The 24,442-nt window shown below is 56.7% G+C and carries 24 protein-coding genes; 18 read left to right on the forward strand and 6 right to left on the reverse strand.

Annotation, left to right across the window (positions count from 1 at the left end; translation table 11 throughout):
- Positions 1–192: 192 nt before the first annotated feature.
- Positions 193–1,671 (forward strand): helicase HerA-like domain-containing protein, encoded by a 1,479-nt coding sequence (locus BKD70_RS11870; protein ID WP_047276762.1) that lies wholly within the window; start codon positions 193–195, stop codon positions 1,669–1,671.
- Positions 1,672–1,684: 13 nt separating this feature from the next.
- Here the strand turns inward: BKD70_RS11870 and BKD70_RS11875 are convergent, their stop codons facing one another.
- Positions 1,685–2,149, reverse strand: coding sequence for a DUF721 domain-containing protein (locus BKD70_RS11875; RefSeq protein WP_047276759.1), 465 nt, complete (start codon positions 2,147–2,149; stop codon positions 1,685–1,687).
- Between the two features lie 308 nt (positions 2,150–2,457).
- Between BKD70_RS11875 and secA the strand changes: the two genes are divergently transcribed.
- From secA to BKD70_RS11890, 3 genes are all read left to right on the forward strand, one after another.
- Positions 2,458–5,211: a preprotein translocase subunit SecA gene (secA, locus tag BKD70_RS11880; RefSeq protein WP_047276757.1), complete on the forward strand. Its 2,754-nt coding sequence runs from the start codon at positions 2,458–2,460 to the stop codon at positions 5,209–5,211.
- Between the two features lie 117 nt (positions 5,212–5,328).
- Entirely contained in the window at positions 5,329–6,546 is a 1,218-nt protein-coding gene (gene argJ / locus BKD70_RS11885) for a bifunctional glutamate N-acetyltransferase/amino-acid acetyltransferase ArgJ (RefSeq protein WP_047276755.1), read from the forward strand.
- A 143-nt stretch (positions 6,547–6,689) separates the two neighbouring features.
- Positions 6,690–7,634: a Nudix family hydrolase gene (locus BKD70_RS11890; RefSeq protein WP_047276753.1), complete on the forward strand. Its 945-nt coding sequence runs from the start codon at positions 6,690–6,692 to the stop codon at positions 7,632–7,634.
- 89 nt (positions 7,635–7,723) lie between these two features.
- On the opposite strand, the gene BKD70_RS11895 is transcribed toward BKD70_RS11890, so the two are convergent.
- Genes BKD70_RS11895 through BKD70_RS11905 form a run of 3 tightly spaced genes read right to left on the reverse strand, consistent with a single transcriptional unit; the run spans position 7,724 to position 11,319 of the window.
- Positions 7,724–8,305, reverse strand: coding sequence for a cob(I)yrinic acid a,c-diamide adenosyltransferase (locus tag BKD70_RS11895; protein ID WP_047276751.1), 582 nt, complete (start codon positions 8,303–8,305; stop codon positions 7,724–7,726).
- A 2-nt stretch (positions 8,306–8,307) separates the two neighbouring features.
- Complete coding sequence (locus BKD70_RS11900; protein ID WP_047276749.1) at positions 8,308–10,320, reverse strand: HAMP domain-containing sensor histidine kinase; 2,013 nt, start codon at positions 10,318–10,320, stop codon at positions 8,308–8,310.
- 45 nt (positions 10,321–10,365) lie between these two features.
- Entirely contained in the window at positions 10,366–11,319 is a 954-nt protein-coding gene (locus BKD70_RS11905; RefSeq protein WP_080960365.1) for a putative 2-dehydropantoate 2-reductase, read from the reverse strand.
- A 115-nt stretch (positions 11,320–11,434) separates the two neighbouring features.
- On the opposite strand from BKD70_RS11905, the gene BKD70_RS11910 reads away from it, so the two are divergent.
- Complete coding sequence (locus tag BKD70_RS11910; protein WP_047276745.1) at positions 11,435–11,920, forward strand: YajQ family cyclic di-GMP-binding protein; 486 nt, start codon at positions 11,435–11,437, stop codon at positions 11,918–11,920.
- Between the two features lie 143 nt (positions 11,921–12,063).
- Positions 12,064–12,906 (forward strand): mechanosensitive ion channel family protein, encoded by an 843-nt coding sequence (locus BKD70_RS11915; protein ID WP_047276743.1) that lies wholly within the window; start codon positions 12,064–12,066, stop codon positions 12,904–12,906.
- A gap of 230 nt (positions 12,907–13,136) precedes the next feature.
- Here BKD70_RS11915 and BKD70_RS11920 read toward each other — a convergent pair whose 3' ends face one another.
- The gene (locus BKD70_RS11920; RefSeq protein WP_047276741.1) at positions 13,137–14,420 is read right to left on the reverse strand and encodes an OprD family porin; all 1,284 of its coding nucleotides are present in this window, start codon (positions 14,418–14,420) and stop codon (positions 13,137–13,139) included.
- Positions 14,421–14,802: 382 nt separating this feature from the next.
- On the opposite strand from BKD70_RS11920, the gene BKD70_RS25030 reads away from it, so the two are divergent.
- From BKD70_RS25030 to BKD70_RS11930, 3 genes are all read left to right on the forward strand, one after another.
- Positions 14,803–15,057, forward strand: coding sequence for a hypothetical protein (locus tag BKD70_RS25030; protein WP_169859544.1), 255 nt, complete (start codon positions 14,803–14,805; stop codon positions 15,055–15,057).
- A 95-nt stretch (positions 15,058–15,152) separates the two neighbouring features.
- Complete coding sequence (locus BKD70_RS11925) at positions 15,153–15,584, forward strand: HIT domain-containing protein (protein WP_047276739.1); 432 nt, start codon at positions 15,153–15,155, stop codon at positions 15,582–15,584.
- Positions 15,581–15,787, forward strand: coding sequence for a SlyX family protein (locus BKD70_RS11930; RefSeq protein WP_047276737.1), 207 nt, complete (start codon positions 15,581–15,583; stop codon positions 15,785–15,787). The genes BKD70_RS11925 and BKD70_RS11930 overlap by 4 nt, the downstream gene beginning before the upstream one ends.
- Positions 15,788–15,858: 71 nt before the next feature.
- Here BKD70_RS11930 and BKD70_RS25550 read toward each other — a convergent pair whose 3' ends face one another.
- Complete coding sequence (locus BKD70_RS25550) at positions 15,859–16,461, reverse strand: cold-shock protein (protein ID WP_047276735.1); 603 nt, start codon at positions 16,459–16,461, stop codon at positions 15,859–15,861.
- 733 nt (positions 16,462–17,194) lie between these two features.
- Here BKD70_RS25550 and BKD70_RS24225 point away from each other — a divergent pair.
- From BKD70_RS24225 to tolQ, 9 genes are all read left to right on the forward strand, one after another.
- Complete coding sequence (locus BKD70_RS24225) at positions 17,195–17,557, forward strand: ribbon-helix-helix domain-containing protein (RefSeq protein ID WP_047278006.1); 363 nt, start codon at positions 17,195–17,197, stop codon at positions 17,555–17,557.
- 178 nt (positions 17,558–17,735) lie between these two features.
- Positions 17,736–17,957 carry an FmdB family zinc ribbon protein gene (locus BKD70_RS11940; RefSeq protein ID WP_047276733.1) on the forward strand — a complete coding sequence of 74 codons (222 nt, stop codon included), beginning with the start codon at positions 17,736–17,738 and terminating at the stop codon, positions 17,955–17,957.
- A 112-nt stretch (positions 17,958–18,069) separates the two neighbouring features.
- Complete coding sequence (aspS, locus tag BKD70_RS11945; RefSeq protein WP_047276729.1) at positions 18,070–19,845, forward strand: aspartate--tRNA ligase; 1,776 nt, start codon at positions 18,070–18,072, stop codon at positions 19,843–19,845.
- A gap of 120 nt (positions 19,846–19,965) precedes the next feature.
- Positions 19,966–20,712, forward strand: a complete 747-nt coding sequence (locus BKD70_RS11950) for a YebC/PmpR family DNA-binding transcriptional regulator (protein ID WP_047276727.1) — start codon at positions 19,966–19,968, stop codon at positions 20,710–20,712.
- Between the two features lie 128 nt (positions 20,713–20,840).
- Complete coding sequence (gene ruvC / locus BKD70_RS11955) at positions 20,841–21,365, forward strand: crossover junction endodeoxyribonuclease RuvC (RefSeq protein WP_047276725.1); 525 nt, start codon at positions 20,841–20,843, stop codon at positions 21,363–21,365.
- Between the two features lie 108 nt (positions 21,366–21,473).
- On the forward strand, positions 21,474–22,082 hold the full coding sequence (ruvA, locus tag BKD70_RS11960; protein ID WP_047276723.1) for a Holliday junction branch migration protein RuvA: 609 nt from the start codon (positions 21,474–21,476) through the stop codon (positions 22,080–22,082).
- Positions 22,083–23,141 carry a Holliday junction branch migration DNA helicase RuvB gene (ruvB, locus tag BKD70_RS11965; protein WP_047276721.1) on the forward strand — a complete coding sequence of 353 codons (1,059 nt, stop codon included), beginning with the start codon at positions 22,083–22,085 and terminating at the stop codon, positions 23,139–23,141.
- A gap of 138 nt (positions 23,142–23,279) precedes the next feature.
- On the forward strand, positions 23,280–23,747 hold the full coding sequence (gene ybgC / locus BKD70_RS11970; RefSeq protein WP_047276719.1) for a tol-pal system-associated acyl-CoA thioesterase: 468 nt from the start codon (positions 23,280–23,282) through the stop codon (positions 23,745–23,747).
- Complete coding sequence (gene tolQ / locus BKD70_RS11975) at positions 23,737–24,432, forward strand: protein TolQ (protein ID WP_047276717.1); 696 nt, start codon at positions 23,737–23,739, stop codon at positions 24,430–24,432. The genes ybgC and tolQ overlap by 11 nt, the downstream gene beginning before the upstream one ends.
- Positions 24,433–24,442: the final 10 nt, after the last annotated feature.

Below are 24,442 nucleotides of genomic sequence, written 5' to 3' on the forward strand. Positions count from 1 at the left end.
TGAAGGGTCCGCTTAGGTCTAAAAGTGTGATGCCTGCCGACATGAAATACGCACAACATAGAAAGCACTGACTGAACCCGAGCAATTTCTATATTTATTTGCGCTCTTTCCGACGTTAATTTCGGATTTTTCTGGTCTAGCATTAACGTTGTATCGACGTGTTACCGCGAAAGATTAATTTAAGGTGGAAAAATGCCTGATTCCTCAGCTTTAGTTCTCGGCGCCGACCTTGCGGGTCAGCCCGTCGCCCAGTCATTGCGTCTGGCCAATCGTCACGGCTTGATCGCGGGCGCCACGGGGACAGGTAAAACCGTCACGCTGCAACGCTTGGCAGAGCAGTTCAGTGACGCCGGTGTGGCGGTGTTTGCTGCCGACATCAAAGGGGACTTGTGCGGTCTGGGGGCTGCCGGTAACCCTCAGGGCAAGATCGCGGAGCGCATCGCGGGCATGCCGTGGCTTAACTTCCAGCCCAAGGCTTATCCGGTGACGCTATGGGATATTCAAGGCAAGACCGGTCATCCATTACGCACAACCTTGAGTGAAATGGGGCCGCTCTTGCTGGGCAGTCTGCTCGAGCTGACGGACAGCCAGCAATCAGCGCTGTACGCAGCCTTTAAAGTGGCCGATCGCGAAGGCCTGTTGCTGCTGGATCTCAAAGACCTCAAGGCGTTGCTCAATCACCTGCGTGACCACCCCGAGGTGCTGGGTGATGACGCGGCGTTGATGACCACCGGTTCGAGCCAGGCGCTGCTGCGTCGATTGGCGACGCTGGAGCAGCAGGGTGCTGAGGCGCTGTTTGGTGAACCGGCATTGCAACTGGAAGATATTTTGCAGCCAGACCGCGACGGGCGAGGGCGCATTCATTTGCTCGATGCCAGCCGTTTGGTGCATGAGGCGCCCAAGGTCTATGCCACCTTTTTGCTGTGGCTGCTGGCCGAATTGTTTGAGCAGTTGCCCGAGCGCGGTGATGCGGACAAACCGTTGCTGGCTCTATTTTTTGACGAGGCGCACTTGCTGTTTGCCGGTACGCCGAAAGCGCTACAGGATCGACTGGAGCAAGTGGTGCGCTTGATCCGCTCCAAAGGCGTAGGGGTGTACTTCGTCACGCAATCACCGGCGGACTTGCCTGACACGGTTCTGGCGCAATTGGGGTTGCGCATTCAGCATGGTTTACGTGCATTCACTGCCAAGGAGCAGAAATCCCTCAGGGCCGTGGCTGACGGGTTTCGACCCAATCCGGCGTTCGATGCGCTCGCAGTGCTGACGGAGCTGGGCACGGGCGAAGCCCTGGTCGGTATGTTGGAGGACAAAGGCACTCCGGCAATGGTGCAGCGGGTGTTGATTGCGCCGCCGCAGTCGCGGATCGGTCCTTTGAGCGAGGCCGAGCGTAACGGCCTGATTGCCACCTCCCCATTGCAGGGGCGTTACGACAAGCCGATTGATCGAGAGTCTGCTTACGAAGTGCTCATGGCGCGCAAAGGCGGTATCAGTGAAGAGCCGGCGCCGGGGCAGGCCAAAGAGCCCGGGTTTCTGGATCAGGCCGGGGAGTTCCTCGGGACGTCGACGGGCAAAGCTTTGCAGTCGATGGCGCGTCAGGCCGTTAATCAGATGGGGCGCCAGTTGGTGCGGGGCTTGCTCGGGTCGTTGCTGGGTGGCAACAAGCGTAAATGATAGCGAGGCGGGCCTAGGCCGGATCGGACTTGGGCTTCGCATGGCTGGCCAGCCGCTCAAGGGCCGCCCGCAGTGCCGGGTCAGTGATGCCCTCGGCGGTGGCTTGAATGGTCTGCGCGGCGTTTTCTGACAAGTCCAGCGTGTGGCCGGCGACTTTGGCCAGCACGGTGGGCGGCTGCACTTTAAATAGAATGCGGGTCAGGCTGGCAAATTCGTCGAACGCCTGCAATTGACGTTGCAGGCGTTTTTGCTGGTAGCGCAAGCGTGTTGCCCAGTGGCCGTCTGTGACAATCAGTAGCAGGCTGCCTTCGCGCCACGAGGCCACATGGCAGTGTTCGCGGGCCGCGGGCTGGAGTTGGCTCTCAAGCAGGCGTTGCAGGTGGGCCAAGCGCTTGGCGTGGCCGAAAATGGCTTTTAACGGTTTGGCCTCGCGCAGCAGGACAGAGGGTGCCCGCGCTGGATGTGGGCGAAATGCCATGTTCAAACACCTGAGAAAACTGAGGCGCAATCTTAGCAGAAACCGCCCGCCTGACTGCGCTCGATCCGCAGGCTTGCCACTTTGGCAGCAAAATCAATGAGTAACTTCTTGGTCTTATGGGTTGAAGTTCAGTAAAAAGCCCTTATTTTAGTGAAGCCCCGTCACAACGCTGCACCAGTATCGTGGAATAACGCCACTTTCCTCACCGCCGTTTCCGGGTAGAATGCTCGCTCGCATGCGGCCATCAGGGCTGCTCGGGCGACTCTCGGGGCCGCCCTCCATCCCTATGTGTGGAAGATCCTGCCGATATGTTTGCGCCTTTGTTAAAGAAACTTTTTGGAAGCAAGAACGAGCGCGAAGTTAAACGCATGCTCAAGAAGGTTCAGGTCATCAATGCCCTCGAAGAGCAGATGGTTGCTCTGACCGATGAGCAATTGCGTGCCAAGACCGAAGAGTTCAAGGCCCGCATAGCAAAAGGTGAGACCCTCGATCAACTCCTGCCTGAAGCCTTCGCGGTCTGCCGTGAAGCGGGCAAGCGCGTCATGGGCATGCGCCACTTTGACGTCCAGCTGATCGGTGGCATGACCCTGCACGAAGGCATGATCGCAGAAATGCGTACCGGTGAAGGTAAGACCTTGGTAGCGACCTTGGGCGTTTACCTCAACGCGTTGTCCGGCAAGGGCGTACACGTTGTGACGGTGAACGACTACCTCGCGCGCCGGGATGCCAACTGGATGCGCCCGCTTTATGAATTCCTGGGCCTGACGGTCGGCGTCGTGACGCCGTTCCAGCCGCCACAGGAAAAGCGCGAAGCCTATGCCGCCGACATCACCTACGGCACCAACAACGAGTTTGGCTTCGATTACCTGCGTGACAACATGGCTTTCAGCATGGAAGAAAAATTCCAGCGTGAGCTTAACTTTGCCGTTATCGACGAAGTCGACTCGATCCTGATCGACGAAGCCCGTACGCCGCTGATCATCTCTGGTCAGGCCGAAGACAGCTCCAAGCTGTACACCGAAATCAACAAGCTCATTCCGCGCCTCGAGCAGCACATCGAAGAAGTGGAAGGCGAAGTGACCAAACCGGGTCACTTCACCATCGACGAGAAGACCCGTCAGGTCGAGCTGAACGAAGCCGGTCACCAGTTCGTTGAAGAAATGTTGACCCAGATCGGTTTGCTCGCTGAAGGTGAAAGCCTGTATTCGGCGCACAATCTGGGCCTGCTGACCCATGTGTACGCGGCACTGCGCGCTCACAAACTGTTCCACCGCAACGTTGAATACATCGTTGAAGACGGTCAGGTGCTGCTGGTTGATGAACACACCGGGCGTACCATGCCGGGCCGTCGTTTGTCCGAGGGGCTGCACCAGGCCATCGAAGCGAAGGAAGGCCTGAACATTCAGGCAGAAAGCCAGACGCTGGCTTCGACCACCTTCCAGAACTACTTCCGTCTGTACAACAAACTGTCCGGCATGACCGGTACGGCAGACACCGAAGCGTTCGAGTTCCACCAGATTTACGGTCTGTCGGTGATGGTTATCCCGCCGAACAAGCCGCTGGCGCGTAAAGACTACAACGATCTGGTGTTCCTGACGGCGGACGAGAAGTACGCAGCCATCGTGGCGGACATCAAGGACTGCATGGCCAAAGGCCGTCCGGTGCTGGTGGGTACGGCGACCATCGAAACCTCCGAGCACATGTCCAACCTGTTGAAGCAGGAAGGGATCGAGCACAAGGTTCTGAACGCCAAGTTCCACGAAAAAGAAGCTGAAATCATTGCACAGGCGGGCCGTCCAGGCGCGCTGACCATCGCCACCAACATGGCGGGCCGTGGTACTGACATCCTGCTGGGCGGTAACTGGGAAGTGGAAGTGGCTTCCCTGGAAAACCCGACCCCTGAGCAGATTGCCCAGATCAAGGCCGATTGGCAGAAACGTCACCAGCAAGTGCTGGAGTCGGGTGGCCTGCACGTGATCGCTTCCGAGCGTCACGAGTCGCGCCGTATCGACAACCAACTGCGTGGCCGTGCGGGCCGTCAGGGTGACTCGGGTTCCAGCCGTTTCTACCTGTCGCTGGAAGACAGCCTGATGCGCATTTTCGCCTCTGACCGGGTGAAAAACTTCATGAAAGCCCTGGGCATGCAGTCCGGCGAAGCGATTGAACACCGCATGGTGACCAACGCTATCGAAAAGGCCCAGCGCAAGGTTGAAGGCCGCAACTTCGATATCCGTAAGCAATTGCTGGAGTTCGACGACGTCAACAACGAGCAGCGTAAAGTGATTTATCACATGCGTAATACGTTGCTGGCCGCTGACAATATTGGCGAAACCATCGCTGACTTCCGTAAGGATGTCCTCGACAGCACCATCAGCGCTCACATTCCGCCACAGTCGTTGCCGGAGCAGTGGGACGTTGCAGGTCTTGAGTCCGCCATCGAAAGCGGCTTCGGCGTGAAACTGCCGATCCAGCAGTGGCTCGATGAAGACGATCACCTGTACGAAGAAACCCTGCGCGAGAAGCTGCTGGCTGAGCTGATTGCGGCGTACAACGAGAAAGAAGAACAGGCGGGCGCTGAAGCGCTGCGCACGTTCGAGAAGCAGATCGTTCTGCGTGTACTGGACGACCTGTGGAAAGACCACCTGTCGACCATGGATCACCTGCGTCACGGCATTCACTTGCGCGGTTATGCGCAAAAGAACCCGAAGCAGGAGTACAAGCGCGAGTCTTTCAACCTGTTCTCCGAGCTGCTTGACTCGATCAAGCGCGATTCGATCCGCGTGCTCTCGCACGTTCAGGTACGTCGCGAAGACCCTGTTGAAGAAGAGGCGCGTCTGCGTCAGGAAGCTGAAGATCTGGCGTCGCGCATGCAGTTCCAGCATGCAGAAGCCCCGGGTCTTGATCAGCCGGATGCATTGACCGAAGTGCTGGACGGTGCAGACGTCTCAGACGTCTCGCCTGCAACCGACCCTGTTCGTAACGAGCAGAAGCTCGGTCGCAACGAACTGTGCTACTGCGGTTCGGGCAAAAAATTCAAGCACTGTCACGGGCAAATCAACTGATAACCCGTTTCATCTGCTGAAACACCTGCGCCGCGACCGGCATTAGCCGTCGCGGCGTTTTACCATTGAATTCCCGCCTTTCAAGGGCGGCGCAGACAGCTTATTGAGGAGCGCATCATGGCAGTTGGTCTTGGTCCTTTGCCCACTTTGCACCCGGTTGCGGGTTTTGAGCTGGGGATTGCTTCAGCCGGTATCAAGCGCCCAGGGCGTAAGGATGTGGTGGTGATGCGCTGCGCCGAGGGCTCCAGCGTGGCGGGTGTGTTCACCCTGAATGCGTTTTGCGCAGCGCCGGTGATTCTGGCCAGGCAGCGTGTGCAAGGCGCTGTGCGGTATTTGTTGACCAACACCGGCAATGCCAATGCGGGCACCGGCGCGCCGGGTCTGGCAGCTGCCACACGTACCTGTGCCAAGTTGGCCGAGTTGACGGGAGTGGACGCCAGTGCTGTGCTGCCGTACTCCACGGGGGTGATTGGCGAGCCTCTGCCGGTCGAGAAAATTGAAGGCGCACTGCAAGCAGCCCTGGACGATCTCGCAGAGGATCACTGGGCTGAAGCGGCTACTGGCATCATGACCACTGACACTTTGCCCAAAGGGGCGAGCCGCCAGTTTCAGCATGATGGCGTGACCGTCACCGTCACCGGGATCAGCAAAGGCGCAGGCATGATTCGCCCGAACATGGCCACCATGCTCGGTTACATCGCGACGGACGCCAAGGTGTCGCGCGAGGTGCTGCAGGATCTGTTGCTCGACGGCGCTAACAAATCGTTCAACCGCATCACCATCGATGGCGACACGTCTACCAACGATTGCTGCATGTTGATTGCCACAGGCAAGGCCAACCTGCCTGAAATCACCGAAGCCCGCGGGCCTTTGTTCGACGCGCTCAAGCAGGCGGTGCTGGACGTGTGCATGGAGGTGGCGCAGGCCATCGTGCGCGATGGCGAAGGTGCAACCAAGTTCGTCACCGTTGAAGTCAATGGCGGCGCCAACCATCAGGAGTGTCTGGACGTCGGCTATACCGTGGCCCATTCACCGTTGATCAAAACCGCGCTGTTCGCCTCTGATCCCAACTGGGGCCGGATATTGGCCGCTGTGGGGCGTGCCGGTGTGCCGGATCTGGATGTCAGCAAGATCGATGTGTTCCTCGGCGAAGTGTGTATCGCCAGTGGTGGTGCGCGTGCGGCGACCTACACCGAAGAGCAAGGTTCTGCGGTGATGGCGCGCGAAGAGATCACCATCCGCATCGAGCTGGGTCGCGGTGTGTGCAGCGAAACCATCTGGACCACCGACCTGTCCCACGAGTACGTGAAAATCAACGCCGAGTACCGGACCTAAGTCGTCTCGACACCGCGTGTCAGTCAGGCAAGCATAGTGCGCTTGACTGGCGTGCGAATCACCGACCGGTGCAAGTCAAGACTGCTGATTCGGTAGTCCACGTTCAAAGCCTGGCAACAGGCCGGAGTAGAGGAAGTTCAAGGGTGAAACGCGTTCATGTGGCTGCGGCCGTCATTCGAGGCAGCGACGGCAGAATCCTGATTGCCCGTCGTGCTGATACACAGCATCAGGGCGGCCTGTGGGAGTTTCCCGGCGGCAAGGTTGAAGCTGGCGAGTCTGTCAGCGCTGCTTTGGGCCGTGAGCTCAAAGAAGAGCTGGGGATCGACGTGACCTCGGCTCGCCCATTGATCACCGTGAAGCACGATTATCCCGACAAGCATGTGCTGCTGGACGTGTGGGAAGTGTCGTCGTTTACCGGTGTGGCCCACGGCATAGAAGGTCAGCCTTTGGCGTGGGTGGCCCCGCGGGACTTGGCGAATTACGCATTTCCGCCCGCCAATCAGCCTATCGTTGCGGCAGCGCGCTTGCCTGATCAGTACTTGATCACCCCCGACGGCCTGGAGCCTCCTGAACTGTTAAAGGGGGTGCAAAAGGCCATAGCGGGCGGCATCAAACTGATTTCCCTGCGTGCCCCCAAAGGCTATGACCCCAAGTATCGGGATCTGGCCGTGGACGCCACGGGGCTGTGCGCGGGCAAGGCGCAACTGATGCTCAAAGGGCCTCTGGAGTGGTTGGGTGATTTTCCGTCAGCCGGCTGGCATTTGACGGCAGCGCAATTGCGTAAATACGCCGCCAAAGGCCGACCGTTCCCTAAAGATCGCTGGCTGGCAGCGTCGTGTCATAACGCTGAGGAATTGGCGTTGGCAGAACAAATGGACGTGGACTTCGTGACCTTGTCGCCCGTGTTGCCCACCGAGACCCATCCCGGTATGGAGCCTTTGGGGTGGGAGCAGGCGCAGCAATTGATCGCCGGCTTTAACAAGCCAGTGTTCCTGCTGGGCGGGTTGGGGCCGGATGACCGTCAGCAGGCATGGGGCGTCGGCGCACAAGGTGTAGCGGGTATTCGCGCGTTCTGGCCCCAGGCATGAGCTGACGCCACCGCGCATGAGCGCACAACTGCAGTCCCTGGCGTACCTACGGTGTTGCCGCGCAAGCGCCAGTGACGGCAGCCGGCGCATCAGTCAGCGGGTTTATCGGCGGCCTGCCACAAGACTTCTGCAACCCCTTGCCGCTTGGCAATCAAGCGTGCCGCCACAAACAGCAGGTCTGACAACCTGTTGATGTAGGCCAGCCCCGGGCCGTTCAGTGGCTCGACGGCATTGAGGTGCTGGCAGCGACGCTCGGCACTGCGCGCGAGGCAGCGGCACACATGGGCTTGGGCGATCAGGGTAGAGCCTGCTGGCAATATGAAGTTTTCCAATGGCCCAAGCGTCTCGTTCCAGTGGTCAATTGCCGCCTCAAGCCGTTCGACTTCACTCAGTTTGAGCGCCTGATAAGCAGGCATTGCCAGCTCGCCTCCCAGGTCAAACAGGCGGTGCTGGCAGGGCGTCAGTACCTCGATCAGTTCCTCAAGGCCCGGTGTCTGGACCCTTTGCTCATGCAAACCGGCCAGCAACAGGCCCAGCTGGCTGTTTAGCGAGTCCACTTCTCCAATGGCCTCGACCCGAGGATGATCTTTGGGCACGCGACGGCCATCCCCCAGACCTGTTTCGCCTTTGTCGCCGGTGCGGGTGTAAATCTTCGATAAGCGAAAGCCCATGGTTACAGTTCCAGCTTGGTAGAGTCGTGGACGGGCGCCAATGGCAAACGCAGCGTAAAGCACGTGCCTTGGCCCGGGGTTGAATGCACTTCCATTTGCCCTTTGTGGTTATTGGTAATGATGAAGTAGGACACGGAAAGACCCAGCCCCGTGCCCTGGCCAACTTCCTTGGTGGTGAAGAAGGGTTCAAAAATACGTTTGCGCACGTTCTCAGGCATGCCTGCGCCGTTATCTTCGACCTGGATCTCTGCCCAGGGTGGATTGAGCTTCGTGCGCAGGATGATGCGGCCGGGTTCGGTGGTGTCCTGGCGCTGATGAATCGCCTGTGCAGCGTTTTTCAGCAAGTTGAGCAGCACCTGTTCCAATTCGTTGGGAATGCCGGGCACCGGGCCAAGTTGAGGGTCGAACTGACGAGTGATGGCCTGGCCCTTGAAGTCGAAACCGATGGCGAGGTCGAAGTCATTGCTCGCGATATCGATCGCCTGATCGATCAGCGCTGACAGGTCGCAAGGGCTCATTTGGCGATTGCTGCGGCGACTGAAGCTGAGCATGTGGGTCACGATTTTGGCTGCACGCGCCCCCGCCTGTTGAATGCCATCCAGCAGTTTCGGGATTTCGCGGGCCTGCAAGTAGCGGTTGATCGCATCGAGGTCTACGCCTGTCAACGCGGCGTGCTCAATGTTCTTGGGCAGGTCGTTGGACAGGCGCCGCCGGATGTTCTGCACGTTATGCAAAATGGCACCCAATGGATTATTGATCTCATGGGCCATCCCCGCGGCGAGACCGCCCACAGAGAGCATCTTCTCGGATTGAACCATCATGTCTTCCATGGAAAGACGCTGGGTGATGTCATCGATGCGGATCACAGCACCGCGCCCGCCGCCGCCCATCAGTGGATAGAAGGTCAGCGCGTATTGCCTGGTGTCCTCACCTTGGGTCCAGGTCACGCGCTCGATCTTGACCACGCGGTGATGGGCGATGGTGTCTTTGATTTGTGGCAAAAAGGGTTTGAGGGGTTCAAACGCCAGGTACACCGGTTGATTCAAGGCTTCATCCAGAGGGGTGCCGGAGAGGGCGCTGGCCTCCTGGTTCCACTGGGTGACGTAGAGCTGTTCGTCCAGTGCGATCAGGGCAGAAGGCATCGAATCGATAATGCTGTTGAGGTAGATCTGAAAACCGGTGAGCTTTTTCTCGATCTTGCTTCTCACCTGTACTTCAAGTTCCAGCTTGCGATTGGTGTGGCGGGTTTCTTCTGCCAGCGCTTGGGCTTGATCGTAGGCTGCCTGCGCTTCATCCCGGGCGCGTTTGAGTTCCTGCTCACGCGCCTCGATGCGCGAGAGCATGGTATTGAACGCCTCCGCGAGGCTGCCGATTTCATCGTTATTGCCCGGTTTAGCCCGTAACGAATAGTTCTCTTCGCGTGTGACCTGTCGGGACAGCTCTTCGAGTTGATAGATGGGTTGGGTGATCAGGCGCTTGATCTGGCGCGCGATCAACAGCCACAGCAATACACTGAACACCAGAATTCCGAGGCTGGCGGTGAATGTGCCGGTATAGAACGCCATGGGCAGTTCACTGCTGGCCACGAGCAACAGGTGCCCGCCCTTCGGAAGGCGGGAGGTGTGATGGCTGCGCAGTTCAGTCCGGCCCCAGGCTTGAACCTGGCCGATCTGTTCGGGCAACGCCAAATGATCGCCGTGCTGCACCTGTGCCAACAATTGGCCGGACGCGTCATAAATGGCACCGGCCCGCAGGGGGGCGTAGCTGCCCATTTCTGTGAGCAGTGCCTTGGCGCTTTCGGGCGAATCCAGCGCATGTTCCATCAGGCCGGGGTTGGCTGCCAGGCTGCCCAAGGTCTGCAATGCCTGCGGGGCGGTGCTCTCGTGGGATATCCAGTAAGCCACGCTGATGAAGGTCAGGTTGGCCACCAGCAACACGGTTGCCAACAAAACAAGCAGGGCGGCCAGCAGCTTTTGGCCGACCGGCAGGTTTTCGAGGCGCTGGCGCAAGGGCATGACGGGGCCGTATGGAGTGGGTGAGCGGGCAGGTTAGCGCGGCGCTCAGTGAGAGGGCAAACCGAGGTGCGTCAGGTGGGCTATCAATTGCTGATGGATGGCGTGCAAGTGAGGTGTGTCCAGGCCAATGCGTTGCGCTGCCTGGCAGGCATAACCGGACAAATAGCTGATCTCTGTGCGCCTACGCTGTGCCACATCCTGATACATCGAGGAATAATTCTGGGCAGTGGCATCAATCACCCGGCGCACTTCAGCGCTCAGGTTTACAGCGGCTTCTGGCTGCGCGCAGCCTACCAGCAGCGCGCTGAGTTCGATGCACAGCGCATCCACTGTTTGCGTATGGGCCTTCAGTCCTCCGTTTGTGCATTGATGCAGCACGGTCAACGGGTTGATTGCGCAGTTGAGCGCCAGTTTGCGCCACAACCGGCTCATGATAGTCGGGCACCATTCGTGACGGATGCCACTGTGCTGTAAATCGTCAAGCCAGGCGGGTGCGGCGCCCTGCTCAGGATCGCCCAGCCAGTTGTGGCCTTGCCCGGCAAAAACCACACGCCAGTCGCCATCACGAAACGCCCCCTCGGTGCTGGAGGCAAACACGCAGCGCGCGTGTGGAACTTGCGCGGCCACGGCCTGCTGGCTGCCCAGTCCGTTTTGCAGCAGGATCAGGTGCGCCTCAGGGCTTAAGCGGTGTGCGATTTGGGCGACGGCATGTTCAGCGTCATAGGCTTTGCACGCCACCAGCACGCGAGTGATGGGGTCTGCAGCGTCAGGCGTCTGCGCAGCAATGGGCAGCAAAATGGCGTTGCTTCCCTCTACGAGGGTCAAACCTTGCGCGGCGTGGTAAGCCTGTAATCGCGCTTGATCGCGCAATATCAGCCGTACGTCATACCCGGCCCGAGCCAGGCGGGTGGCCCATAACGACCCCATGCTGCCTGCCCCCAGAATGTGCCAGGGCGCAGAAGGCTGTCGCGAGGTGCCGCAGAAGCTATGTACAGACATGAATGCTCGCCCGTGAATGAAGTCGAAGAACCGCTATAATGCCCGCGCATTTTAACTGTCAGGTCAGGCGTGCTCCATCAGTGTTGAGCGCGCCCTTTATTATTGGAGAAAACACATGCCGTCGTTCGACGTGGTATCCGAACTGGACAAGCACGAAGTCACCAACGCAGTCGAGAACGCTGTCAAGGAACTGGACCGCCGTTACGACTTGAAGGGCAAGGGCTCTTTTGAGTTCAAGGAAAAGGACCTGACGGTCAACCTGACTGCCGAAGCTGATTTTCAACTGGAAGCAATGATCGAAATTCTCAAGCTAGCTCTGGTCAAGCGCAAGATCGATGTGCAGTGCCTTGAGGTCAAGGATGCTTATGCATCGGGCAAGCTGATGAAGCAGGAAGCGGTGCTCAAGGAAGGTATCGATAAAGAGATGGCGAAGAAAATCGTCGCCCACGTCAAAGAGGCCAAGCTCAAGGTTCAGGCCGCCATTCAGGGCGAGCAAGTGCGTATTACGGGTAAAAAGCGCGATGACCTGCAAGAAGCCATCGCGGCCCTGCGCGCCAAGACGTTCGACCTGCCTTTGCAGTTCAATAATTTCCGCGATTGATCAATGATCATTGGCCATGGGGGAACCTCTGGCGATCATCGGCGTCCGATTTTTTCGGGCACTGCAGAAACGATTGAGCCTGTCGGGTTCAGTCGTTTCACTGAATAAATGACGTCGCCGGGTATCGGTACAAGGAGAGATAAATGGACTTGAACGCTGAAGTGGATCACTTGATCAAGGCTTCGCAAGCCTGGATTCCGATGATCATGGAGTACGGCAGCCGCGTGCTGCTGGCCCTGATTACACTGGCTGTGGGCTGGTGGTTGATCAACCGCCTGACCGCCAAGCTGGGTAATCTGCTGGCGTTGCGCAAGGCTGATCTGGCCCTGCAAGGCTTTATCAGCAGTTTGGCCAACATCATTCTCAAAGTGCTGCTGGTGGTGAGTGTCGCCTCAATGATCGGCATTCAGACCACCTCATTTGTGGCGGCGATCGGTGCGGCGGGTCTGGCAATCGGTTTGGCGTTGCAAGGCAGCCTGGCGAACTTTGCCGGCGGGGTGCTGATTCTGTTGTTCCGTCCGTTCAAGATCGGTGACTGGATTGAAGCGCAGGGCGTGAGCGGCACCGTCGACAGCATTCAGATTTTCCATACCGTGCTGCGCACAGGCGATAACAAGACGGTCATCGTGCCCAATGGCAATTTGTCCAACGGCATCATCACCAACTACAACCGCCAACCGACGCGTAAGGTGGTGTTTGATGTGGGCGTTGATTACGAGGCCGATCTGCAGAAGGTGCGCGAGGTGTTGCTGGCGTTGGCGGATGACCCGCGCGTACTCAAAGAACCTGCTCCGGTAGTAGTGGTGACCACGTTGGGTGACAGTGCTATCACCATGTCGTTACGCGTGTGGGTGGATACGCCGAACTATTGGGACGTGCTGTTCATGTTCAACGAACAGTCCCGTGATCGACTAAAAGCAGCCAATATTGATATTCCGTTCCCGCAGCGCGTGATTCGCGTGGTGCAAGAGTCGGCAGCAGAATAATTGCTGGGAATATTACGGCCTGGACGTCTGTGTGATTGACCAATTGAAGGGGCGAGAGCCTCTTTAATTGTTTTTGGCGGGTGCCTTTAGTGGTCGGGACGGTATCGACAAGCACTAAAGAAGTTAGTTAGCTTGCTATATGGCTGAGTCCGGACATTAAAAAGCCATGCCCTCTTTGAAGGGCATGGCTTTGTTTGAACACGATGCGGTTAAGGCATTAACGCACTTAATTACAAGATGTTCAGCGGGTACTCAACGATCACGCGAACGTCGTTGGTATCAACGCCGTAGTTGCTGGTGGTGCGGTAAACCGAGCTACGCAGACGGAAAGACAAGTCTTTGGCCGGGCCTTCTTGCATCACGTATTTGCTCTCGAAGTTGAATTCGTGCTCTTTGCCTTCGCCTTCGGAGGTGGAGATGTTGTCACCGTTGACATAACGGGCCATGAAGCTCAGGCCGGGTACGCCGTAGCTGGCCATGTTCAGGTCGTAACGACCCTGCCAGGAGCGTTCGTCCTTGCCGTTAAAGTCGGAGTACTGCACGGAGTTGGCGAGGAAGATAGAGCCGCCGCCGTCTACGCCGTAGTAGTAGCCGCTGTCACCGGTGGAGCGCTGGTAGGCCAGGGTGAATTTGTGTGCGCCCAGGCTGTAGGCTGCTGCCAAGCTCCAGATTTTGTTGTCGACGTCGCCCGCCAGCTCTTTGCCCTGGCTAGAGGTGCGGTAGCCGTTGAAGTCGAAGTTCAGGGCCTGGGACTCGGCGATCGGCAGGGTGTAGTTCAGGTTGACGTATTGCTTCTTGAAGTAATCGTCAACGTCCGATGCGGCTACGCCACCGACGAAGTTATCGGTGAACTGGTAGGTCGCGCCGGCGATGTTGGCTGCCGTCAGGCCGGGCTCGCCCGGGCCGTTGATGCTGTCGCGACCCATGCCGGTCTGGGAGCTCAGGCTGGTGAAGCGACCTGCGCTCAGTTCAAGCCCTTTGATTTCCTTGCTGGTGAGCAAGGTGCCGGTCGCGACTTCAGGCAGCAAGCGGCTGTCATCGGTAGAGAAGACCGGGCTGGCGACAAACTGGTTGCCGTATTTCAGAACGGTGTCGGAGATGCGGAATTTGACTGCGCCACCGATCTTCGATTGTGTGTCTTCAGGATCGCCATTGCCTCGCGTGGCGAACAGGCCGTTGCCCTGGCGACCTGCACCGCCATCCAGGCGTACGGTGCCCATTGCAAAAGCATCGACACCTACGCCCACGGTGCCTTGAGTGAAGCCGGACTCGTAGTTGAGCAGTTCGCTCAGGCCCCAGTCTTCGCGATAACCGCTTTTGAATCCGCCGCCCTCTTTAGCGATGTTGCCAGCGCCATTACGGTAGTCACGGTTCATGTACAACATGCGGGTTTTGGACGTCAGGGTGCTGTCTTCAATGAAACCCTTGGCTTCGTCCTGAGACGATGCCATTGCGAACTGCGTAGTCCCGGCTGATACAGCCAGTGCGATCATGCTCCACTTCATCACGCGCATCGTGATTTGCTCCTTTGGTTTTCGGAAGAGTACTGCCGTCCCACCTGAATTTTTATCTGGGCGGCTCTTTCTTTTTGTGTCGGCGCAAACTTATATCACGCCGGCCCTATTGGCGATACTTACCCTCATAAGCTTTCAGCTTCTTTACAGCTGTGTCGCAAAACACATTTTTGACGTCGTAAATGTGCGGCGGTCATGAGTGTTTGTACATGTTGTCGAAACTGCTTTTACTGTTTGGGAACGGTGCGTTCTGTCGTGAAACCACGGGTTAGAAGCGCCACTTCCCAGATTCTGATCTAGGGTTGTTAATCGCAGGCCCGTTCCCTTCCCAAGGGCGTGCCCTCGATATAGATAGGCTCTATGCAACAAGCATGCTCAAATCTTGAAAAGTTTTGAAAAAAATTATAAATCGGGGATTGCGGGTATTGGTGCGGCCTTGAGCGAAGGGGCTGCGCGCCTTGGATCAGGCTTGGCGCAACGTGTGTTACCCGATTGTAAAATTTCCGGGCGTTGGGGCGACCAAGATGTTACCGGTTCACACCTAACCTTGGTGGCGGTGACAGTTGTGTGCACCAAAACCAGTCAGCTGTTTCGTTTTGGTGCGGCTTTGTGTAATCGCTCTAGCCGTGTGACGTGATGCAAGCCTGAATCACAGGTATCCTGCACTGCGCTGGCTGGCGGTTGATGCGTCTGGTCACTGGTAAAATTCCCCGTCGTACAGGAGAACATTCAGTGTTCGCTTTGGATTCTCGTCTCAAACAGGATACGTGGCTGATAGGGGAGCTCCCTTTGTGCAGCCTTTTACTGTCCAACGACTCAAATTACCCCTGGTTCATTTTGGTGCCGCGCCGCGAGGGTATAAGTGAGTTGTTTCAATTGGATGAGGATGATCAGCAATTGATGTGGCGTGAAACCACTGCAGTGGCGCGTGTACTGAAGGAACTGTTGTGTGCGGACAAAATGAATGTGGCCACGTTGGGCAATGTGGTCAAGCAGATGCACATGCATGTCATCGCCCGTTACACCACGGATCCTGCCTGGCCTGGCCCGGTCTGGGGCAAGCATCCGGCCAAGCCCTACACGCGTGATGCGGTACTGAGCTTGCGTGACAAGCTCAAAGCGATCATGGGTGACGTGTTAACTATTTCGGAGGGCGCGTTGTGACGCTTGAAGCTCGTGTGACGGATCTTGAAACCCGTTTGGCTTTTCAGGATGACACCATCCAGGCATTGAATGACGTGCTGGTGGCTCAACAAAATGCGGTTGATCGGTTGCAAATGCAGATCGCGGCATTGCTCAAACGTCAGGAAGAAATGGGTGGGCAGTTCGACTCTTTTGAGGATGAGGCGCCTCCGCCTCATTACTGATTCTGCTGGCAGAGAATAAAAAAAACCGCGATCAGCCAAGCTGTTCGCGGTTTTTTATGTGGCGCGGGAAATCAGCGGCGTGGCAATGCTGCAATGACGTCTTCAGCTTGCAAGCCTTTGTCGCGGTTCATGACCGAAAACTCGACGCGTTGGCCTTCTACCAGAACGCGGTGGCCTTCGCCGCGAATGGCACGAAAGTGCACGAAAATATCATCACCGGAGTCGCGGGAAATAAAACCGAAGCCTTTAGAGGTGTTAAACCACTTCACGGTCCCTGTATCGCGGTTGGTCATATCGTAGTTTTGCGAAGCTGACGAAGGTGAGGATTTGTAAAAACTCACTGCCAGATGCAGAAGCACGGCCAGTACAGCCGGTACAAGGCTGAGCAGGACGGCAGGCTGATCGCCGATCGGCCGCAGAAGGTCAAACAGGGTGAGTGTTTGCAGAACCACCGAAAGGACAAGTAAGGCGCTGACAAGGTTTTGCAGTTGGTGGCGTGCTCCTTTATTCCAGAATGGAATGACAGGTGCCAGTGTGAGGTTGAGTAAGCCGAGAAATGCCAGGTAAAGGGCATCGGCGTGTTGCAGGTAAGGGACCGCTTCGGACTGTAGGCTGGGTACGAAGGACAGCAGCAAGGCCGCTGTTCCCGTCACCAAGTGGACGATTTTCAACATTTCGATTGACTCACATTAAGATGGATCGCAAGGAAGAGCTGAGTGGGTACGGTTCGCTTCTGAAAAAAAATGGAGGCGTTGGACACGTACGTTTATCAGCCTATGCACCTTCACCAAGCCTTGGTGGAAGCGACACGCTGCCTATTTAACAGTAAAGCGGGGTGCTTCTCAAATTATGGGTCCTGAACGGTAAATAAAGGTGTTTCCTTCGAGTGCGTAGGATGCATCCTTTTCTTGCTTTGGCTATGACTCGGCGGGTGCATGATTTGATGTTGTGGCGTTGTGGATTTATTTCTAAAGCTGAAAGGTGTTGAGGTTTTTTGGTAATGGATGAATTTTGTTTCGCTTTGAAGTTTGGCGGTTTTTAAATAAAGCCTATATATATTTATTCAGTCGCATGGGAGGTGCGCTGTTTTTTTAGTTGGTGTGAGTGGGGGCGGTGTTGCGCATATATGAGGTGAAGGAAAAGTGGGTGTGAAGTCTATGGGTGTTACTCAATGGATAGGAAAGGTCGGTCGCCCGGTTGGTTGAGTTTGAATGACGGCCTGCCTAGGGGGTGGGCGCTTGAGGGCTCGGGCTTGGGCGTTCAAGAATTCAATCGGTGCAGCGGGAGAGCTCCTACGTATTTGCGGGTGAGATCCGCTGGATTAGAACTTTTACATAATGTTTTATGTAAGGGTGTTTCAGGAAATATTAATTAACTTAAATGGTGTTGCGATGGAGTGCTCTAAATATGGGGCGATTAATCAGGCATGAAGGGGCGGGTGGCAGAGTAGTTCAACGGGTCAAAATTGATCCTGCCATTCTTGATTTTGGGATGTCTTTGGCTCGACCGTTATCGCGATCGGTCAGATTAAACGGGTTTGCAACATGTCTTCGTCTGGAGGAGGTGTATTGGGAGGTGTTATCCGAGATAGCGCGCAATAATGATTGCTCAATAAATGCTTTGTTGTCTTACGTCGACAGAGAGGTCCACCTGCGGCACGGCGGGGTAAAAAACTTCAGTGGACTGATTCGTGTTGTGTGCGTCATGCACCTCTCCAATGCTGTGCGCGGAACGACTGAAGCGCCACAAAAGCAGTTCTTTTGGGGGTAAGTCACCCATTGGCAAATCGAGTGCCGGTGTTCAGAGACTTGTAATCGCTCAATCTTTATGGTGCCTTTAGCTTGATATGGCCGCTCGCGCGGCTGCAAAGGCTCGATTTACCAGATATAATCTCGCGCTTTGTGGCCCTCTGAAGGGGGCGCCGCTAACAGATAGTCGAGATACGCCAATGCCCATGTACGATTATCAATGTGCTTCCTGCGGTCATCAGTTGGAAGCCATTCAAAAAATCAGTGACACGCCACTGATCGATTGTCCTGCCTGCCAGGCGCCTGAATTGAAGAAACTGCTGTCCATGCCGGGCTTTCGCCTGAGTGGCACGGGCTGGTATGAAACAGATTTCAAGACAGGCTCGAAAAAGAATCTGGCAAGCGGCGACAAATCCGACTGAGATTGAGCGAAAACAGTCTGAATATGAGCGGGGTCTTGCGCATCACTCTCCAGTAGTAAGGGTGCGCAAGGCCTCCACCGAATTTCGAATTACGAGAAGTGAAAACACGACCATGATGCGCAGCCATTATTGCGGCCAACTGAACGAAAGCCTGGAAGGCCAGGAAATTACCCTTTGCGGATGGGTACACCGTCGCCGTGACCACGGTGGGGTTATTTTCCTCGATATCCGTGATCGTGACGGTCTGGCCCAAGTGGTTTTCGATCCGGACCGTGCTGAAACCTTCGCTGCCGCAGATCGCGTGCGTAGCGAGTACGTCGTAAAGGTGACCGGTAAAGTCCGTCTGCGTCCGGCAGGTGCCGGTAACGCCAACATGGCGTCTGGCATGATCGAAGTGCTGGGCTACGAGCTGGAGGTGCTGAACGAAGCAGAGACCCCGCCGTTCCCGCTGAACGAATTTTCTGACGTAGGCGAGGAAACCCGTCTGCGTTATCGCTTTATTGACCTGCGTCGCCCAGAAATGCTCGAGAAGCTGCGCCTGCGTTCGCGCATGACCACCAGCATTCGTCGTTATTTGGATGAAAACGGCTTCCTGGATGTCGAAACGCCGATTCTGACCCGTGCCACGCCAGAAGGTGCGCGTGACTATCTGGTGCCGAGCCGTACTCATGCAGGCAGTTTCTTTGCCTTGCCTCAATCGCCACAGCTGTTCAAGCAGCTGCTGATGGTTGCCGGTTTTGATCGCTACTACCAGATCGCCAAGTGCTTCCGCGACGAAGACTTGCGTGCCGATCGTCAGCCTGAGTTCACTCAGATTGACATCGAGACCAGCTTCCTTGATGAAAAAGACATCATGGGCCTGACTGAAGGCATGATTCGCACCCTGTTCAAGGAAGTGCTGGATCTGGAATTCGGCGAATTCCCGCACATGACGTTTGAAGAGGCCATGCGCCGTTATGGCTCCGACAAGCCAGATTTGCGTAACCCGCTTGAGCTGGTAGATGTTGCCGATCAACTCAAGGATGTTGAATTCAAGGTCTTCAGTGGCCCGGCCAACGACCCTAAAAGCCGCGTTGCAGCGTTGCGCGTTCCGGGCGGGGCGAGCATGCCGCGCAGCAAGATCGATGATTACACCAAATTCGTGGGCATTTATGGTGCTCGCGGCCTGGCCTACATCAAGGTCAACGAGCGCGCCAAGGGTGTTGAGGGTCTGCAGTCGCCGATCGTTAAAAACATTCCGGAAGCTAATCTCAATGTCATCCTTGATCGCGTAGGTGCCGTGGATGGCGACATCGTGTTCTTTGGCGCCGATAAAGCCAAGATCGTGAGCGAGGCACTGGGTGCGCTGCGTATCAAGGTGGGTAACGATCTGAACCTGCTGACCTGCGAGTGGGCCCCGATGTGGGTCGTTGACTTCCCGATGTTCGAAGAGAACGAAGACGGTAGCTTCAGCGCCTTGCATCACCCGTTCACGGCGCCCAAGTGTTCGCCTGAGGAGCTGGAAGCCAACCCTGCAACCGCGCTGTCCCGTGCTTACGACATGGTGTTGAACGGTACTGAGTTGGGTGGCGGTTCCATCCGTATCCACCGTAAAGAAATGCAACAAGCGGTCTTCCGCCTGTTGGGCATCGACGAAGCGGAACAGGAAGAGAAGTTCGGCTTCCTGCTGGACGCACTGAAGTACGGTGCGCCGCCGCACGGTGGTCTGGCGTTCGGTCTGGATCGTCTTGTCATGCTGATGACCGGCGCTCAGTCGATTCGTGAAGTCATTGCGTTCCCGAAAACCCAGAGTGCTGCCTGCGTCATGACTCAGGCCCCTGGCATGGTGGATGCGAAGGCGCTGCGAGAGCTGCATATTCGTTTGCGTGAACAGCCTAAGGCTGAGTAAGACGGAACAGCGAAGGCGCATCCCCGGATGCGCCTTTCTCGTTGGACCGGAAATTTTATTGCTGACTGGCACTTCGGTGCCAATTGGCAAGGTTTCACAGACAAGGATTCGGAGTAGGTTATGGCAGGTCATTCTAAGTGGGCGAACATCAAGCACCGCAAAGAGCGTCAGGATGCCAAAAAAGGCAAGATTTTCACCAAGTGGATTCGTGAGCTGACCGTCGCGGCGCGTCAGGGTGGCGGTGATCCGGCGTCCAACCCGCGGTTGCGTCTGGCGCTGGACAAGGCGCTCGGGGCAAACATGAGTCGCGATGTCATTGATCGTGCGGTCGCCCGCGGTGCCGGTGCGGCTGATACCGATGATATGGTGGAGCTGAGTTACGAAGGTTACGGTCCCGGTGGTGTGGCGGTGATGGTTGAGTGCATGACCGACAACCGCAATCGGACTGCAGCGGCTGTGCGTCATGCTTTCAGCAAGTGCGGTGGCAATCTGGGTACCGATGGCTCTGTGGCCTACTTGTTCGAGCGTAAAGGCCAGATTTCGTATACCGCTGACGTTGATGAAGATGCGTTGATTGAAGCGGCGATGGAGGCTGATGCGGATGACGTTGTGACCAATGAAGACGGGTCGATCGATGTGTTTACATCGTTCTCGAGCTTCTACGCGGTTCGCAACGCATTGGAGGCTGCAGGTTTTAAGCCGGCTGATGCCGAAATCGTGATGTTACCCACCACGAGTGCCGAGCTGGATCTGGAGGGGGCTGAAAAGATCCTCAAGCTGATCGATATGCTTGAGGATCTGGATGACGTGCAAAACGTTTACTCCAACGCCGAGATTCCCGAGGCTGTGCTGGAACAGCTTGCCTGATACCTCGCTGTAATCCTGGAAGCCGGAGGTGCAACGCTGCGATGATCGCAGGCTGTGCACCTCCGGCTTCTGCCTTTAAGCTGTCCGGGTTCATGCCCGAGGGCATCACTTCTAAAGCTGCAGGCGTTATGACTCTTATTCTTGGTATCGATCCCGGTTCGCGAATTACCGGCTATGGCGTGGTGCAGGATACCGGTCGTGGCTGTGTGTACGTGGCTTCGGGGTGTATTCGTACAGGCAACGGCGAAATGCATGAGCGGCTGCAGATCGTTTATCGCGGCGTGCGCGAAGTGATCCAGACGTACGGCCCAGTTACGATGGGCATTGAAAAAGTGTTTATGGGGCGTAATGCGGACTCTGCATTAAAGCTGGGTCAGGCCCGCGGCGCGGCGATCGTGGCTGGCGGTGAAGAGAGCCTGGAAATTGCCGAGTACACGGCGACTCAAATCAAGCAGGCCGTTGCAGGCACGGGGGGCGCGAATAAAGAGCAGGTCATGATGATGGTCATGCATTTGCTCAAACTGACCACAAAGCCGCAAATCGATGCTTCCGATGCCCTGGCAATTGCGTTGTGCCACGCGCACACGCGCTCCAGTCTGCTGCCGCACGGGTTGGGCGCAGCGCGCAGTCGGGGCGGTCGTCTGCGCCTTTGAAGGGCATGTATGCCGTGTGTGAGCGCTGCGAATGATTGCCTGTGCAATTGTGCAGCGCCCCGGTCTCATTAGTTAGCCATTGATCTGGCCTGAAAAAGGATCTGAAACGTGATTGGACGCTTGCGCGGTACTCTCGCTGAAAAACAGCCCCCTCACCTGATTCTGGATGTAAATGGCCTGGGTTATGAGGTCGAGGTCCCGATGACTACGCTCTATCGCCTGCCTTCAATCGGCGAGCCCTTGACCCTGCATACCCATCTGGTGGTTCGCGAAGATGCGCAGTTGCTCTATGGTTTCAGTGGCAAGCGAGAGCGCGATTTTTTTCGCGAGCTGATTCGACTCAATGGCGTGGGCCCGAAACTGGCGCTGGCATTGATGTCCAGCCTGGAAGTCGATGAACTGGTGCGTTGCGTGCAGGCACAGGACACGTCGGCGCTGACCAAGGTGCCGGGGGTTGGCAAGAAAACTGCCGAGCGCCTGTTGGTCGAGTTGAAGGATCGGTTCAAGGCCTGGGAGCAGGTGCCGAGCATGTTTGCGCTGGTGCCCAATCAGCCGGATGCGCCGGTGCAAGTCGCCAGCGCTGAAAGCGATGCGGTCAGCGCTTTGATTTCTTTGGGCTATAAGCCTCAAGAGGCGAGTAAAGCCGTGTCAGCCATTAAGGACAAAACGTTGAGCAGTGAAGATATGATTCGCCGGGCCCTGAAGGGAATGATTTAAGTGATTGAAGCTGATCGTTTGATAACCGCTTCCAGTGGACGTGACCGCGAAGACGTTCAGGATCGTGCGATCCGTCCACTGAGTCTGGCTGACTATATTGGCCAGCCGGCAGTGCGTGAGCAGATGGAGTTGTTCATTCAGGCGGCGCGGGGGCGTGCTGAGTCGTTGGACCACACGTTGATTTTCGGTCCGCCAGGCTTGGGTAAAACCACCCTGGCGAACATCATCGCGCAGGAAATGGGGGTTTCCATCAAAAGTACGTCGGGCCCGGTACTTGAGCGGCCGGGAGATCTGGCGGCCTTGCTGACCAATCTGGAGCCCCATGATGTGCTGTTCATTGACGAGATCCATCGTCTGTCGCCCATTGTCGAGGAAGTTTTGTACCCGGCCATGGAAGATTTTCAGCTGGACATCATGATCGGTGAGGGGCCTGCTGCCCGTTCGATCAAGCTGGACTTGCCGCCGTTTACGCTGGTTGGGGCCACAACCCGTGCCGGGATGCTGACCAACCCACTGCGCGACCGCTTCGGTATCGTTCAGCGGCTTGAGTTCTACGGCACGGATGATCTGGCGACGATCGTCAGTCGTTCCGCGGGAATTTTCGGTTTGCCGCTGGATCCTGAAGGTGCGTACGAAATTGCACGGCGTGCCCGCGGTACGCCGCGTATCGCCAATCGATTACTGCGTCGGGTGCGTGACTTTGCCGAAGTGCGGGCCAAGGGGCACATCACCAAATCGGTGGCGGATCTGGCACTCAACCTACTGGATGTGGATGAGCACGGTTTTGATCATCAGGACCGGCGATTGCTGTTAACCATGATCGAGAAGTTCGATGGTGGGCCGGTTGGGGTCGACAGTCTTGCAGCGGCGATCAGTGAAGAGCGCCATACCATTGAGGATGTGCTGGAGCCGTATTTGATTCAGCAGGGCTATATCATGCGTACGCCGCGAGGGCGGGTCGTGACCCGGCATGCGTATTTGCACTTCGGTCTGAATATTCCGTCGCGTTTGGGCGAAATGCCGGGCGCTAATGAATTCTCGAACGCGCTGGATGATTAATTAAGGCGTAATGAGTCGATTTTTTTGCCGTTTTTGATGTCACAAGGGCTGGCGCTGAAAATCCTGGGTCTTAAAGTCTAAGAAGAGTGAAAAACAGTGGTCTGGCGGATTGGCAACCTGAGGAGTAAGCACTAGAGTATGCGCGCGCAAAACAGGCTTGAGCCGTTCGCACATCGCTGTCGCGTTTATTACGAAGACACCGATGCGGGTGGCGTCGTGTATTACGTAAATTATCTAAAGTTTATGGAGCGGGCTCGAACCGAAAGGCTGCGGGAGCTGGGGTTTGCCCAGTCCGAGCTGGCAGGCGAGAACCTGTTATTTGTCGTGCATTCCAGCGAGGCGCGTTATCACGCACCGGCGCGACTGGACGACGAACTGTTGGTAACTGCGCAAGTAATAGAACTCAACCGTGCCAGCTTGCGTTTCAAACAGCAGGTCTGGCGGGCTGCGGACTCAACGTTGCTCTGTGAAGGGCAGTTTTTGGTGGCCTGTGTGCGCGCCGATAGTTTCAAACCCCGGGCCATTCCCGAAGCTTTACGTACGGCCTTTGCCGACGTGAGCGGCGCGGGTAAACATTTAGAGCAGGAGATAAAGCGTGGAAGCTAACGTCGTCGACCATTCCTCCATGTGGAGCTTGGTCAGCAATGCCAGCATTGTTGTGCAATTGGTAATGTTGACCCTGCTGGCCGCATCGGTTACCTCGTGGGTCATGATTTTTCAGCGCAGCACCATGCTGCGTGCCGGTCGACGTGCCCTGGAAAGCTTTGAAGAGCGCTTCTGGTCGGGTATAGATCTGTCCAAGTTGTATCGCCAGGCGGGCAGTAACCCTGACCCGGATTCGGGCGTTGAACAGATCTTTCGTGCGGGTTTCAAGGAGTTTTCCCGTCTGCGTCAGCAGCCAGGCGTAGATCCTGAGGCTGTCATGGAGGGCGTGGCCCGTGCCATGCGCGTGGCCATTTCCCGTGAAGAAGAAAAGCTGGAGCAAAGCCTGCCGTTCCTCGCAACGGTCGGTTCCGTTAGCCCGTACATCGGTTTGTTCGGTACGGTGTGGGGCATCATGAACTCCTTTCGCGGGCTCGCGACTGCGCAGCAGGCCACGCTGGCAACCGTAGCACCCGGTATCGCCGAAGCGCTGGTGGCTACCGCGATCGGTCTGTTTGCTGCAATCCCGGCTGTTATCGCTTACAACCGCTTTGCTGCGCGTAGCGAAACCCTGATCAGTCGCTACTACACCTTCGCCGATGAATTCCAGGCGATCCTGCACCGCAAAGTGCACACCAGCGAAGAATAAGCAGGTATTT

The organism is Pseudomonas sp. BS-2016, assembly GCF_001806145.1.
Classification (GTDB): Bacteria; Pseudomonadota; Gammaproteobacteria; order Pseudomonadales; family Pseudomonadaceae; genus Aquipseudomonas; species Aquipseudomonas lundensis.